Consider the following 12676-nt stretch of genomic DNA (forward strand, 5'->3'; position numbering starts at 1 on the left):
GACGGCGCGCCCGGCTACTCCGCCGCGGGGCCGCCCCGGCCTTCGCGGGCCTGTGCGAGGCCCCGGTTCGCCTGGGCCAGTTCGTAGGCGTCGTCCTGCGCTGCGGCGAGGGCCGCGGCCCGCTCGTGCTGGACGACCGCCTCGGCGGTGCGGCCCTGCGCGGTGAGGGCCCGGCCGAGGCCGTTGCGGGCCGCGCGCTCGTAGGAGTGGTCCGCGATCTCCTCCGACTGCGCCACCGCCTGCTCGAACCGCTCCACGGCGTCCTCGCCGCGGCCCAGCGCGAGCAGGTCCTCGCCGAGTTCGAGCAGCGTCGCGGTGATGCCGGTCCGGATGCCCTCCCTCACGCAGGCGTCCAGACAGGACGCGTGCACCGCCGCCGCCCCGGCCGCGTCCCCGCGCTCGCGGAGCAGGTTGCCCCGAAAGACCTTGATGCGGTTGCGATTGTGGTCGTCGCCGGGGGCGAACCGCTCCTCGGCCTCCGCGAGGCGGCGTTCGGCCTCGTCGAGGCGGCCGAGGCGGATCAGCGGCGCGGCCATGTTCAGCAGGACGGTCGCGACCGCCACCGCGTCGCCCGTGGCCGCCGCCAGGTCCAGCGCCTCCTCGTACACCGCCAGCGCCTCGGCGAACCGGCCGGAGCGGCGGTGCAGCACGCCGATGTTGGCGAGCGTCAGCGCCGCGTCGCCGTGCTCGCCCAGGTCCCGCTTGAGGGCGACCGCCTCTGCGAGGCAGGCGATCCCGTCGCCGATGCGGCCCTCGACCCCGAGCCTGCGCCCGGCGTCGCCGAGGGAGTACGCGAGCTTCCAGGTGTCCTGGAGCGCGCGGGCGCCGGCGAGCGCGATGTCGTTGACGGCGGCGTGGGCGGCCGGGTCGCGGTGGTACGAGACGAAGCCGTTGAAGACCGTCGCCAGGTGCCAGGCCTGGTCGTGGTGCCCGGCGCGCGCGGCCGCCGCCGCGGCGGACTCCAGGTTGGCGTGCTCGGCCCGGAACCACGCCAGTGCCGCGTCGCGGTCGGCGAAGCCGGGCAGGCCGAGGTCGTGCGCCGCCGCGCCGGTGTCGAAGCGCGCCACGTTCTGGACGGTCCGCGCGGCCGCGCGGTAGCCGAAATGCAGGTACACGCCGTACAGCCGCGCCAGGGCCTCGTCGCGCTCCCGCCCGGTGTCCTCGGCGTTCGCGAGCCGGGACGCGAAGAGCCGCACCAGGTCATGGAGCCGGTACCGCCCCGGCGACCTGGTCTCGACGAGATGGACGTCTACAAGAGACTCAATCAGGGCCGACGCCCGCTGCTCGTCCGTCTCGGACAGCGCGGCGGCGGCGCGGGCGTCGACGTCGGCGCCCGGGACGAGGGCGAGCTGGCGCAGCAGCCGCCGCTGCTCGGGGGCGAGTTCGAGGTACGAGGACCGGAGCACGGCCGTGACGCCGCGGTGGCCCATGTCGAACTCGTCGAGCCGCCGCTCGTCGTCGGTGAGCCGCGCGAGCAGGTCCTCGACGCGCCAGTGCGGGCGGCTGCGCAGGCGCGCCGCCGCGAGCCCCATCGCGAGCGGGAGCCGCCCGCACCGGTCGGCGATCGCCGCGGCCTCGTCAGCGGTGATCCGGTCGGCGAGGGCGGCGGTGAGCATGGCCGCGGCCTCGTCCTCCTGCGGCGGTTCCAGCGAGATCGCGTATGCGCCCGCCAGGTCCGAGAGGTCCCGGCGGCTCGTCGCGAGGACGAGGCCGTTCGGCGTGCCGGGGAGCAGCGCCTCGACCTGGGCCGCGTCGGCCGCGTTGTCGAGGACGAGGATCACGCGCCGGTCGGCGAGGACGCTGCGGTACCGGGCGGTGAGTTCCCCGACGTCGGACGGCAGGGCCTGCTCGGTCGCCCCGAGCCCGCGCAGCACGCGCGCCAGGACCGAGGCGGGGCCGGGCGCCGGCACCGCCTGCGTGAAGCCGTGGAGGTCGACGAACAGCTGCCCGTCGGGCCAGCGGGGGGCCAGGTCGTGCGCGATCCGCACCGCGAGCGCGGTCTTCCCGACGCCCGCCATGCCCTGGATCGCGATGACGGACGCGCCGTCCTCGACCGCGGTGAAGGCCTCGTCCAGCGGGCCCGCGCGCCCGGCGAACGCGGGGAGGACCCGCGGGAGCTCGCGCGGCACGGCGACGGCGCGGCCGGGCGAGCCCGACAGGAGCGCGCGGGCGTCCGGCGCGAGGTCGAGGGCCGCGGCGAGCAGCCGGAGCGTGTTCGGCTGGGGCCGGACCTGACCTAGTTCGATGCCTCTGACGGTGCGCGGGCTGACACCGGCCTTGTAGGCAAGCTCCTCCTGCGTCAGCATGGCGCGCAGCCGAAACGACCGGAGCGTCTCCGCGGCCTCGGGCCCTTGGTCGACCATGCGGACATGATAGGCGCTCACGGCGCCGCCGTCATGCCTCGCATCGGCGCCGGACACGGCACTGTGGACGTCAGGACCGGGCTTCGAGTCCGTCCAGGAGCGTGGCGAGGCCGAACTCGAAGAGGGCGTCGAAGTCGAGGCCCATGGCCTCGGGGCCGAAGCGCTCGGCCAGGAACGGGAACTCGGCCAAGAGGTCGGCGAGCGCCTCGCCCCGGCGGGACCACCATTCGGCCAGGTCCTCGCCGGTGGCCGCGCGGGCGGCCGCCTCGGCCGCGGGGAGCAGCGCGAGGCCCTGCACGAGACCGGAGACGGCGAGGTAGACCGAGAGGAGCCGTTCGGGGCCGACGCCGAGGTCCTCGATGCCGCTGAGGATCCGGTCGACGCTGGCGAGCAGGCCGCGGCCGACGGGCGGGCGGCTGCGGGCGATCGCGGGCAGGACCCACGGGTGGCGGCGGTAGAGCGCCCATTCCTCGCGCGCCTCGTGTTCGAGCCGCGGGCGCCAGCCGGTCAGGAGCGGACCGGGCGGCCGGACCTCGTCGAGGACGGCGTCGGTCATCGCGACCACGAGCGCGTCCCGCGACGGGAAGTGCCGGTACAGGCCCATCGTGGCGATCCCGAGTTCGGTCGCCAAGCGGCGCATGGTGAGACCTTCGAACCCGGTCCGGTCCGCGAGGGCCACCGCGGCCGCGGCGATGCGGGCCGGAGTGAGTTCGCGCGGGCGCGCGATGCGCTCCGTCGGCCGTGCGGCGCTTCGTGCCCGGTACGCGCGGGCCTGGCACGAACGGGAGCAGTAGCGGCGGCGCCGACCCCGCTCGGGCTGGTCGATGCCGGCGCCGCACTGCGCGCAGCGGTCCATCTCGGCTCCATTTCGTCACACTTCGAATCCGTGACGAAATCATAGGACTTCCCTGGGGTGGACGGATAACTTCGAGAGAACGATACGACGTACATTCCGGGAGGGAACATGGACGGGTTCACGGTTCGCAGGGCGGCCGAGGACGACCTGGAGGCGCTCGTCCCGGCGTACGCCGCGGCCGCGGCCGACGAGGCGGTCAACGCGTGGCTGACGTCCGCGGGGCCGGTGCCCGAGGACCTGTACGACGAGTACTTCACCGCGACCCTCCGCGGCCACCTCGTCGAGGACGAAGTATGGATCGCGACGCGCGGCGAGGCCATCGCGGGCGTCTCGGTGTGGCGGCGCCTCGACTCGCTCGACAAGCTCCGAGCCGAGGCCGATCAGGTCGCGGCGCTGGCGGCATCGACCGGCCTGCCGCTCCTGCGGCGCGCGGAGCAGGCGCTGCGCGCCACCGGCGCCGCGCACCCGCGCCGGTTCCCCCACGTCTACCTCTACTCGATCGCCGTGGCCCCCGCCCACCGCGGCTCGGGCGCGGGCGGGACGATCCTCCGTGAACGCCTCGCAGCGGTCGATCGCGAGGCCGCCGCGGTGTACCTGGAAGCGAGCACCGACGACTCCGCCCGCCTCTACAAGCGCCACGGCTTCGAGCGGTCCGGCGACCCGATCCGACTGCCCGACGGCGGACCCCGGCTCCTCCCGATGTGGCGCGGACCCGCGTAAAGGCCGCGGCCGCCCGGGCGGCGGTTCGATCGCCGTCCGGGCGGCCGTCTCTTGTGGCCTGGCCGGCCGCTAGGTCCACAGGGAGTAGTTGTTGCAGTTGAAGTTGTACCCGCCGGTCGACGAGGTGATCTCGAAGCCGAAGGCGATCTCGCCGATGGTCACCTGCGGCATGCGGCCGTTGGCGACCAGCCACTGGGCGTGCGCGGTGATGTCGACCCAGGTGTCGGTGGTGTGGTTGCGCGCCAGGAAGCTGTAGACCGCGTTCGACCCGTTGCTGCCCTGGTAGAACGCCCAGTTCTGGCCGCCGAGGCTGACGTCGGTGACGTAGGAGCCGATCGGGCCGACCGCGCCGTAGTACTGCGTCCAGATCATGATCTCGTAGTCGTGGCCGTTGCCCCACACGTCGTACGTGGTGCAGTAGGCCAGGTTCGAGCCCGAGGGCACGGTGACGTTGGTGTTCGCGGAGACGCTGCCCATGTTCCACACGTCGCGCCCGAGCTGGTAGGCGACGTGCGGGTAGGACTTGACGCCGCCGGTGTTGGGGTGATTGGCCCACACTCCCCAGTTCGAGTGGGAGTTCGCCCAGATGGACTGGTCGCCTGCGCCGCTGCCCCAGACGTGGTTGTTGACGGTGTAGGCGCCGTCGGTCCACTTCCCCCAGTCGTCGGAGGAGGACCACGTCGCGGCCTGCGCGGGGGACTGGAGGGCGCCGACGGCGCCCGCGGCGGCGAGCGGTGCCGCCAGTGCTGCGGTGAGGAGCGATCTGCGTTGCATGCGGGACTTGCCTTTCTGTGGAGCGGCTTCGATCCACGACATTCGTAGATGCACGAACGTCGATACAAGTGTTGATTAAATCATGCAACAAAGTCGATGTCTATATCTACCGACAACGGGCGTTTTTAGTTCTGCCTATTGACAAACGGATCGCCGCCCTCCAGGACCTCGTCGATCTCGCGCAGCTCCTCCTCGGCGAGGTGCAGGCCGTCGAGCGCGCCCAAGGTCGTGTCGAGCTGCTCGACCGAGCCCGCGCCGGTGAGGACCGAGGTCACCCGCTCGTCGCGCAGCGCCCACGCGAGGGCGAGCTGGGACAGGCGCTGGCCGCGCCGGTCCGCGATCGCCGACAGGGCGCGGAGCTTCGTCAGGAGGCCGTCGGTCAGGTCGGCCGCGGACAGGACCTCTCCCTTTGCGGCCCTTGAATCCGCGGGAATCGTGCCGTCCAGGTACCGGTCGGTCAGCAGGCCCATCGACAAGGGTGCGAACGCCACGCAGCCGACGCCCGCCTCCGCGAGCGTGTCGAGCAGCCCGTGCTCGATCGTCCTGGAAAGCATCGAGTAGTGCGCCTGGTGGACCAGGAGCGGCGCCTTCAGGTCGGCGAGGATCTTCGCCGCCTCCGCGGTCGACGGGCCGTCGTAGGAAGAGACGCCCGCGTAGAGCGCCTTGCCGCTGCGCACTGCGTCGGCGAGGGCGGTCAGGGTCTCCTCCAGCGGGGTCCGCGGGTCGGGCCGGTGGTGGTAGAAGACGTCGACGTAGTCGACGCCGAGCCGGGCCAGGGACTGGTCGAGCGAGGCGAGCAGGTGCTTCCGGGAGCCGAAGTCGCCGTAGGGCCCCGGCCACATGTCCCATCCGGCCTTCGTGGACACCACGAGTTCGTCGCGGTGCCCGCGCAGGTCCTCGCGGAGGACGCGGCCGAAGCGCTCCTCGGCGGCCCCGGGCGGCGGGCCGTAGTTGTTCGCGAGGTCGAAGTGGGTCACCCCGGCGTCGAAGGCGCGGCGGATCATCGCGCGGGCGGCCGCGTCGCCGCCGTCGCCGAAGTGGTGCCACAGCCCGAACGAGATCACGGGCAGGTCGAGGCCGCTGCGCCCGCACCGGCGGTACTCCATGGTCATTTCGCCGTCCGGTACGTGAGCATGACGATCCCGCTGTCCAGCGTGATCGCCTCGGCGAGCGCGAAACCGCCGGAGGACCCGGCGCGGTAGAGCAGGTCGGCGGGCGTGCCGGTGCCGAGGATGAACGGGTGGATCCACAGCCGCAGCTCGTCGAGCAGCCCGTTCGCCATGAGCTCGTGGGCGAGCGGCCCGAAGCCGTACTGCACGATGTCGCCGCCGGGCTGCCGCTTCAGGTCGGCGACGGCGGTGACCGGGTCGCGGTCGATGACGTTCGTGTTGTTCCACTCCGGGTCCTTGAGCGTCGTGGAGACGACGTACTTCGGGAGCGCGTTCATCCTGTCGCCCATGGGGTTCCCGGCGAGGCCGGGCCATACCGACGCGAAGCTCTCGTACGTGCTGCGGCCCATGAGGACCGCGTCGCAGCGTTCGAGCAGCGCCGCCTGCATCCGGTTCCCGCGCTCGCCGAAGCCGCCCGTCGCGGGCCAGTGCTGCGGCTCCTGGATGACGCCGTCGAGCGAGATGTAGGTCGAGTTGATGACGTTCCGCATGGCGTGTTCCTCCTGATCACTTGCGGTCGCCTCGAACCTATGGGAGCGCGGGCGACCGGGACAGGCGATCGAACGCCATCTTTCGATAGGTTGTCGCCATGCACCGCGTCGCCGTCATCGCCGTCGAAGGGGTCGCCGGGTTCGACCTGGTGGTCCCGAGCCAGGTGTTCGGCACGGCGCATTCGATGGACCGGCCGCCCGGGGCGCTGCTCGGCGCGCCGCTGTACGAGGTGATGGTCTGCGGCGACGGCCCCGGGCTGGCGGTGACGGCCGCGGGCGGCACCGAGCTGTTCCGCATCGCGCCCGCGCACGGCCTCGCCGACATCGCGGACGCCGACACCGTCGTCCTGCCCGGCATGCCGGTGTCCGACGCGGTCCCCGACGTGCTGCTCGCGAGCGTCCGCGCCGCCTACGAGCGCGGCGCGCGCCTGGTGGCGGTGTGCAACGGCGCGTTCGTGCTCGCGCAGACCGGCCTCCTCGACGGGCGCCGCGCGACCTGCCACTGGACCGACATCGACGCGTTCGCGCAGCGGTTCCCGCAGGTGGAGGCGGTCCCCGACGTGCTGTACGTGCAGGACGGCCGCCTGGTCACCACCGCCGGCGCCGCCACGGGCCTCGACGTGTGCCTGCACCTGATCCGGCAGGACTTCGGCTCCGCGGTCGCCGACGAGGTCGCCCGCCACTTCGTGGCGACGCCCCAGCGCGACGCGGCCCAGGCGCAGCTCGTGGCCCACAAGGAGCCGCGCGACGACGGCGAGTCCCTGGAGCCGACGATGCAGTGGCTGCGGCGCCACCTCGGCGACCCGGTGACCTTGGCGGACATCGCAAAGCACGCCGGAGTCTCCGCCCGCACCCTCAACCGCCGCTTCCGCGACCAGACCGGCACCACCCCGATGCAGTGGCGCCTGCGCCTCCGCGTCCACCGCGCCCAGACCCTCCTGGAGACGACCGCCCTCCCGGTCGAGGAGATCGCCCGCCACTGCGGCTTTGGCACCTCAATAGCCCTGCGGCAGCACTTCGCCCGCCTCGTCGGCATGCCGCCCCTCGCCTACCGCCGTGCCTTCCAAGTCCGGCAGGGCTAGGGCTGTGCGGAGTCGCCGCCGCGGTCCGGACCCGCGTGCCGGTCGTCCAGTTCGTCCCGCAGCCGGGCGGCGGCGTCCATGAGCGCCGCCGCCGCCCGCGCCACCAGCGCGTCGGTCATGCGCGGCGCGGGCCCGGACACGGAGATCGCGAACCGCACTCCGGCGGTGAAGGGGACCGCCACGCAGCGGACGCCCAGCTCCATCTCGCCGTCGTCGACCGCGTAGCCGCGCTCGCGGACGGCGGCGAGCTCGCGGACCATCCGCTCGGGGTCGGTGATCGTCGTGTCGGTGAACCGGGGCATCCCCGTGCGGCGCAACAGGTCCCGCACGGTCTCGTCGGGGAGCCGGGAGAGCAGGGCCTTGCCGACCCCGGTGCTGTGCAACGGGACCCGGCTGCCGACCTCGGTGAACATGCGCATCGAGTGGGTCCCGGCGACCTGCGCGACGTACTCGGCGGCGTCGGCGGCGAACACCGCCAGGTTCGCGGTCTCCCCGAGCTCGACGGCGACCGCGCGGAGCACGGGCCGGGCGCGGCGGCCCAGCAGGGCGTTCGCGCTCGCGCCCATGCGCGCGATGCGGGTGCCGAGCATGTAGCGGCGGTCGGGCAGCTGGTGCGCCCAGCCCCGGTCGACCAGCGTCCGCAGCAGTCGGTGGATCGTCCCGGCGGGGAGCCCGGTGGCCGCGGCGAGCTCGCCGATGCCCACCGCGTCCCCCGCGGCGTCGAGCGCTTCCAGCAGCGCGAGCGCCCGCTCGACGGACTGCACCCCGGTCCCTCGGGCCATCGGTCCCTCCGATTCCTGATGTCAAGCGATTGCCATCGATATGGCGTCCCGGTACGCTACACCTATGCGAAATCAGTATTCCACCATGCGGAACCGATGATGGATTCGCATGTCGCAAGCCTCCGCTCCGCGCTCGGCGACGACGCCCTGGTCACCGACCCCGCCGCGATGGAGCCCTACCGCCGGGACCGCGCCCTCGACCCCGACGCGGGCGTGCCGCTCGCCGTGGTGCTCCCCGAGACCACCGCGCAGGTCCAGGCCGCGATCCGCTGGGCCGCCGAGCACCGCGTCCCTGTGACGCCCCGCGGCGCCGGGACCGGCCTGTCCGGCGGCGCGACCGCCGTCCACGGCGGCATCGTCCTGAGCACCGAGCGCATGCGGGCCATCGCGGTCGACCCGGTCACCCGCATGGCGACCGTCCAACCCGGACTGCTCAACGCCGAAGTGAAGGCCGCCGCGGCCGCGCACGGCCTCTGGTACCCGCCCGATCCGGCGTCCTTCGAGATCTGCTCCATCGGCGGCAACGCCGCCACCAACGCGGGCGGCCTGTGCTGCGTCAAGTACGGCGTCACCGCCGACTACATCCTCGGCGCCGAGGTCGTGCTCGCCGACGGCCGCGCCGTCCGCGTCGGCGGCCCGCGCCTCAAGGACGTCGCGGGCCTGTCGATGCTCGACCTGTTCGTCGGCAGTGAAGGCACCCTCGGCGTCATCACCGAGCTGACCCTCCGCCTCCTCCCGGCCCCGCCCCCGCCGCGGACCGTCGTCGCCTGGTTCGACGACACCGAAGGCGCGGCCGCCGCCGTCCAGCAGATCGCCTCGCGCATCCGCCCCTCGATGCTCGAATACATGGACCGCATCGCCGTCAACGCCGTCGAAGACGTCCTCGGCGCGGGCCTGCACCGCGACGCCGCCGCGCTCGTCGTCGCCCGCTCCGACGACCAGCACCCCGACGGCGCCGAGATCGCCGTCATGCTCGACGCGCTGACCGCGCACGGCGCCCGCGAAGCCTTCGAGGCCCCCGATCCCGAAGCGGGCGAACGGTTCGCGCACGCCCGCCGGATCGCCATCCCCGCGGTCGAGCGCCTCGGCCCCCTCCTGCTCGAAGACGTCGGCGTCTCCCTGCCGCGCTTCGGCGAGCTCGTTGCGGGCGTCGAGGCCATCGCGCGCGATCGGGACGTGACCATCGCGTTCATCGCGCACGCCGGGGACGGCAACACCCACCCCCTCGTCGTGTGCGACCCGGCCGACCCCTCCCGGAACGAGCGCGCCCGCCTCGCCTACGGCGAGATCATGGACCTCGCGATCCGCTTGGGCGGCACCATCACCGGCGAGCACGGCGTCGGCCGCCTCAAGCGCCCGTGGCTCGCCGCGCAGATCGGCGACGACCTGCTCGACATCTCCCTGCGCGTCAAGCGGGCCCTCGACCCCGACGGCATCCTCAACCCCGGAACGATCTTCGCGGCCGACGACACCGCACCGACTAGACGAGGACAATCAGCATGACCCGAATCGACGCCGGCGGCCTCGCCGTCGACCGCGACCTGCACGCGTTCGTGGAGGAGGAACTCCTCCCCGGGACGCCGATCGAGCCGCGCGAGTTCTGGGAGGGGTTCGCCCGCATCGTCGCCGACCTCGGCCCCCGCAACCGGGCCCTGCTCGCCGAGCGCGACAGGCTCCAGGCGGCGATCGACCGCTGGCACGCCGACCACCCGTCCCCTGTGGACCCCGACGAGTACCGCGCGTTCCTCGAATCGATCGGCTACCTGCGTCCCGAACCGGCCGACGTCACCGTCACCACCGCGGACGTGGACGACGAGGTCGCCCGCCTCGCCGGGCCGCAGCTCGTCGTCCCGGTCTCCAACGCCCGCTACGCGCTCAACGCCGCGAACGCCCGCTGGGGCTCCCTCTACGACGCGCTGTACGGCACCGACGCGCTCCCCGGCGAGGCTGCGCCCGGCGGCTACGACGCCGCCCGCGGCGCCCAGGTCATCGCCTACGCCAAGGCGTTTCTCGACGAGGCCGCCCCGCTCGCGAGCGGCTCCCACGCCGAGGTCGTGTCCTACGAGGTCGCCGACGGCGCGCTGGCCGCGACGCTCGCATCGGGGGAGCGGACCGCGCTCGCCGACGCCGCCCGCTTCGCCGGGCACCGCGGCGACCCGCGCAGCCCTGAACGCATCCTGCTGCGCCACAACGGCCTCCACATCGAACTCGCCTTCGACCGGTCGAGCACCGTCGGCGCCGCGGACCCCGCGGGCCTCGCCGACGTGGCCCTGGAATCGGCCCTGACCGCGATCGTCGACTTCGAGGACTCCGTCGCCGCGGTCGACGCCGAGGACAAGCTCGCCGCCTACCGCAACTGGCTCGGGCTCAACCGCGGCGACCTGGAGGCCCGCTTCGACAAGCGCGGCCGCACTGTCGTCCGCACCCTGGAGGACGACCGCCGCTACACCGCGCCCGACGGCACCGAACTCGCGGTCCCCGGCCGGGCGGTGCTCTTCGCCCGCAACGTCGGCCACCTCATGACCACCGACGCGATCCTGGACGCCGACGGCGCCGAGATCGGCGAGGGCATCATGGACGCCGTCCTCACCGCCCTCGCCGCCTTGCCCGGCCGCGACGCCGCGAACCCCCGCCGCAACGGGCGCTACGGCTCGGTCTACATCGTCAAGCCGAAGATGCACGGCCCCGACGAGGTCGCCCTGACCGTGGACCTCTTCGCCCGCGTCGAATCCCTCCTGCACCTGCCGGCCGGCACGATCAAGCTCGGCCTCATGGACGAGGAGCGGCGCACCACCCTCAACCTCAAGGCCTGCATCGCGGAGGCGGCCGACCGGCTCGTCTTCATCAACACCGGGTTCCTCGACCGCTCCGGCGACGAGATCCACACCTCCTTCGCGGCCGGGGCCTTCGTCCGCAAGGCCGACATGAAGTCCCAGCGGTGGATCGCCGCCTACGAGGACCAGAACGTCGACATCGGACTCGAAGTCGGCCTGCCCGGGCACGGGCAGATCGGCAAGGGCATGTGGGCGATGCCCGACCTCATGGCCGCGATGCTCGACCAGAAGATCGCGCACCCCCGCGCGGGGGCCGACACCGCCTGGGTCCCTTCGCCGACCGCCGCCACGCTGCATGCGCTGCACTACCACCGGGTCGACGTGGCCGAACGCCAGCGCGAACTCGCCGGACGCCCGCGAGCCGCGCTCGGCGACCTCCTCCAGATCGCGGTGGTCGACAAGCCCGAATGGACCGGCGAGGAGATCCGGGAGGAGCTCGACAACAACCTCCAGTCGCTCCTCGGGTACGTCGTGCGCTGGGTCGACCAGGGCGTCGGCTGCTCCAAGGTCCCCGACCTCCACCAGGTCGCGCTCATGGAGGACCGGGCCACGCTGCGCATCTCCAGCCAGCTCGTCGCGAACTGGCTGCGCCACGGCGTGGTCACCGAAGACCAAGTGCGCGAAAGCCTCCGCCGGATGGCCGCCGTCGTCGACGAGCAGAACCGCGACGACCCCGCGTACCGGCCGATGAGCGCCGACTTCGCGGCGAGCATCGCGTTCCAGGCCGCCTCGGACCTGGTCTTCCTCGGCGACCGCCAGCCGAACGGGTACACCGAGCCGATCCTTCACCGGCGCCGCCGTGAAGTGAAGTCCGCAGGCGGCTCCGCATGAGCGCCGCCGCATCGAGAGGAGACGCCATGCCGCAGTTCGTCGAGACCGCCGCGGTGAGCCACACGTCCGCGCAGGCCCTGGTCGCCGCCGCGATCGAGGAGGGCGCCCGACTCGGCGTCGCGGTCGCGGTGACCGTGGTCGACCCGGCCCTGGGCCTGGTCGCCTACGTCCGCGCCGACGGCACCACGCCGCACAGCGTGGAGACGAGCAGGCGGAAGGCCAACACCGGTGCCTCGACCCGCAAGCCCTCCGGATGGATGCCGGACGACCTCGCCGTCGCGCTGCCGCTCGGCACCGACAACCTCCTCACCAACGTCCGCGGCGGCTTCCCGCTCAAGGCCGAGGGCCGCCACCTCGGCGGCTTCGGCGTCGCCGGAGGCACCCCGGCCCAGGACGCCGAGATCGCGCTGGCCGCGCTCGCCCGCGAAGGCTTCGACGTGCCGGAGGCCGCCTCGTGATCATCGATAAAGCAGAGGTCATCGTCACGAGTCCGGATCGGAATTTCGTGACGTTGAAGCTGACGACCGACGAGGGTTTGACCGGGTTGGGTGATGCGACGTTGAACGGCCGCGAGCTGGCGGTGGTGTCGTATCTGTCCGATCATGTGGTGCCGCTGCTGCTGGGTCGGGACGCGCACCGGATCGAGGACACCTGGCAGTTCCTGTACCGCTCCGCGTACTGGCGGCGCGGCCCGGTCACCATGGCCGCGATCGCCGCGGTCGACATGGCCCTGTGGGACCTCAAAGGCAAAGCCGCCGGGATGCCGGTCTACCA

Annotated in this window: 11 protein-coding genes and 1 pseudogene; 6 read left to right on the forward strand and 6 right to left on the reverse strand. The window is 73.1% G+C overall.

The window, feature by feature from the left end; all coding sequences use genetic code 11:
• Nucleotides 1-14: 14 nt before the first annotated feature.
• Both B0I28_RS15620 and B0I28_RS15625 read right to left on the reverse strand, forming a co-directional pair.
• On the reverse strand, nucleotides 15-2363 hold the full coding sequence (locus B0I28_RS15620; protein WP_106364756.1) for an ATP-binding protein: 2349 nt from the start codon (nucleotides 2361-2363) through the stop codon (nucleotides 15-17).
• 70 nt (nucleotides 2364-2433) lie between these two features.
• Nucleotides 2434-3219 carry a TetR/AcrR family transcriptional regulator gene (locus B0I28_RS15625; protein WP_106364757.1) on the reverse strand — a complete coding sequence of 262 codons (786 nt, stop codon included), beginning with the start codon at nucleotides 3217-3219 and terminating at the stop codon, nucleotides 2434-2436.
• A gap of 108 nt (nucleotides 3220-3327) precedes the next feature.
• Here B0I28_RS15625 and B0I28_RS15630 point away from each other — a divergent pair, with 108 nt between their 5' ends.
• A complete protein-coding gene (locus tag B0I28_RS15630; protein ID WP_106364758.1) occupies nucleotides 3328-3939 on the forward strand; it encodes a GNAT family N-acetyltransferase in 612 nt (203 codons plus the stop codon).
• A gap of 69 nt (nucleotides 3940-4008) precedes the next feature.
• Here the strand turns inward: B0I28_RS15630 and B0I28_RS15635 are convergent, their stop codons facing one another.
• From B0I28_RS15635 to B0I28_RS15645, 3 genes are all read right to left on the reverse strand, one after another.
• Nucleotides 4009-4713: a GH12 family glycosyl hydrolase domain-containing protein gene (locus B0I28_RS15635; protein WP_106364759.1), complete on the reverse strand. Its 705-nt coding sequence runs from the start codon at nucleotides 4711-4713 to the stop codon at nucleotides 4009-4011.
• 125 nt (nucleotides 4714-4838) lie between these two features.
• Nucleotides 4839-5825 carry an aldo/keto reductase gene (locus tag B0I28_RS15640; RefSeq protein WP_106364760.1) on the reverse strand — a complete coding sequence of 329 codons (987 nt, stop codon included), beginning with the start codon at nucleotides 5823-5825 and terminating at the stop codon, nucleotides 4839-4841.
• Nucleotides 5822-6373 carry a dihydrofolate reductase family protein gene (locus B0I28_RS15645; RefSeq protein WP_106364761.1) on the reverse strand — a complete coding sequence of 184 codons (552 nt, stop codon included), beginning with the start codon at nucleotides 6371-6373 and terminating at the stop codon, nucleotides 5822-5824. The genes B0I28_RS15640 and B0I28_RS15645 overlap by 4 nt, the downstream gene beginning before the upstream one ends.
• Nucleotides 6374-6471: 98 nt before the next feature.
• Between B0I28_RS15645 and B0I28_RS15650 the strand changes: the two genes are divergently transcribed.
• On the forward strand, nucleotides 6472-7455 hold the full coding sequence (locus B0I28_RS15650) for a GlxA family transcriptional regulator (protein ID WP_106364762.1): 984 nt from the start codon (nucleotides 6472-6474) through the stop codon (nucleotides 7453-7455).
• Here the strand turns inward: B0I28_RS15650 and B0I28_RS15655 are convergent.
• Nucleotides 7452-8237, reverse strand: coding sequence for an IclR family transcriptional regulator (locus tag B0I28_RS15655; RefSeq protein ID WP_106364763.1), 786 nt, complete (start codon nucleotides 8235-8237; stop codon nucleotides 7452-7454). The genes B0I28_RS15650 and B0I28_RS15655 overlap by 4 nt on opposite strands.
• Before the next feature lie 96 nt (nucleotides 8238-8333).
• Between B0I28_RS15655 and B0I28_RS15660 the strand changes: the two genes are divergently transcribed.
• The 4 genes and pseudogenes from B0I28_RS15660 to B0I28_RS15675 form a co-directional block, all read left to right on the forward strand.
• Nucleotides 8334-9740, forward strand: a complete 1407-nt coding sequence (locus B0I28_RS15660) for an FAD-binding oxidoreductase (protein WP_106364764.1) — start codon at nucleotides 8334-8336, stop codon at nucleotides 9738-9740.
• On the forward strand, nucleotides 9737-11902 hold the full coding sequence (locus B0I28_RS15665; RefSeq protein ID WP_106364765.1) for a malate synthase G: 2166 nt from the start codon (nucleotides 9737-9739) through the stop codon (nucleotides 11900-11902). Before B0I28_RS15660 ends, B0I28_RS15665 begins: the two co-directional genes overlap by 4 nt.
• Nucleotides 11903-11928: 26 nt before the next feature.
• Nucleotides 11929-12360, forward strand: coding sequence for a GlcG/HbpS family heme-binding protein (locus tag B0I28_RS15670; RefSeq protein ID WP_181245806.1), 432 nt, complete (start codon nucleotides 11929-11931; stop codon nucleotides 12358-12360).
• Nucleotides 12357-12676: pseudogene (locus B0I28_RS15675) on the forward strand (bifunctional D-altronate/D-mannonate dehydratase); the annotation flags it as partial. The gene B0I28_RS15670 and the pseudogene B0I28_RS15675, both read left to right, overlap by 4 nt.

Origin of the sequence: Glycomyces artemisiae (assembly GCF_003002955.1) — a bacterium.
Lineage (GTDB): Bacteria > Actinomycetota > Actinomycetes > Mycobacteriales > Micromonosporaceae > Glycomyces > Glycomyces artemisiae.

What these genes read in the sequence shown, in the direction of transcription:
- B0I28_RS15620 (WP_106364756.1), bottom strand. Translation starts at nt 2,363, where the DNA reads ATGGTCGACCAAGGGCCCGAGGCCGCGGAGACGCTCCGGTCGTTTCGG.
- B0I28_RS15625 (WP_106364757.1), bottom strand. Translation starts at nt 3,219, where the DNA reads ATGGACCGCTGCGCGCAGTGCGGCGCCGGCATCGACCAGCCCGAGCGG.
- B0I28_RS15630 (WP_106364758.1), top strand. Translation starts at nt 3,328, where the DNA reads ATGGACGGGTTCACGGTTCGCAGGGCGGCCGAGGACGACCTGGAGGCG.
- B0I28_RS15635 (WP_106364759.1), bottom strand. Translation starts at nt 4,713, where the DNA reads ATGCAACGCAGATCGCTCCTCACCGCAGCACTGGCGGCACCGCTCGCC.
- B0I28_RS15640 (WP_106364760.1), bottom strand. Translation starts at nt 5,825, where the DNA reads ATGACCATGGAGTACCGCCGGTGCGGGCGCAGCGGCCTCGACCTGCCC.
- B0I28_RS15645 (WP_106364761.1), bottom strand. Translation starts at nt 6,373, where the DNA reads ATGCGGAACGTCATCAACTCGACCTACATCTCGCTCGACGGCGTCATC.
- B0I28_RS15650 (WP_106364762.1), top strand. Translation starts at nt 6,472, where the DNA reads ATGCACCGCGTCGCCGTCATCGCCGTCGAAGGGGTCGCCGGGTTCGAC.
- B0I28_RS15655 (WP_106364763.1), bottom strand. Translation starts at nt 8,237, where the DNA reads ATGGCCCGAGGGACCGGGGTGCAGTCCGTCGAGCGGGCGCTCGCGCTG.
- B0I28_RS15660 (WP_106364764.1), top strand. Translation starts at nt 8,334, where the DNA reads ATGATGGATTCGCATGTCGCAAGCCTCCGCTCCGCGCTCGGCGACGAC.
- B0I28_RS15665 (WP_106364765.1), top strand. Translation starts at nt 9,737, where the DNA reads ATGACCCGAATCGACGCCGGCGGCCTCGCCGTCGACCGCGACCTGCAC.
- B0I28_RS15670 (WP_181245806.1), top strand. Translation starts at nt 11,929, where the DNA reads ATGCCGCAGTTCGTCGAGACCGCCGCGGTGAGCCACACGTCCGCGCAG.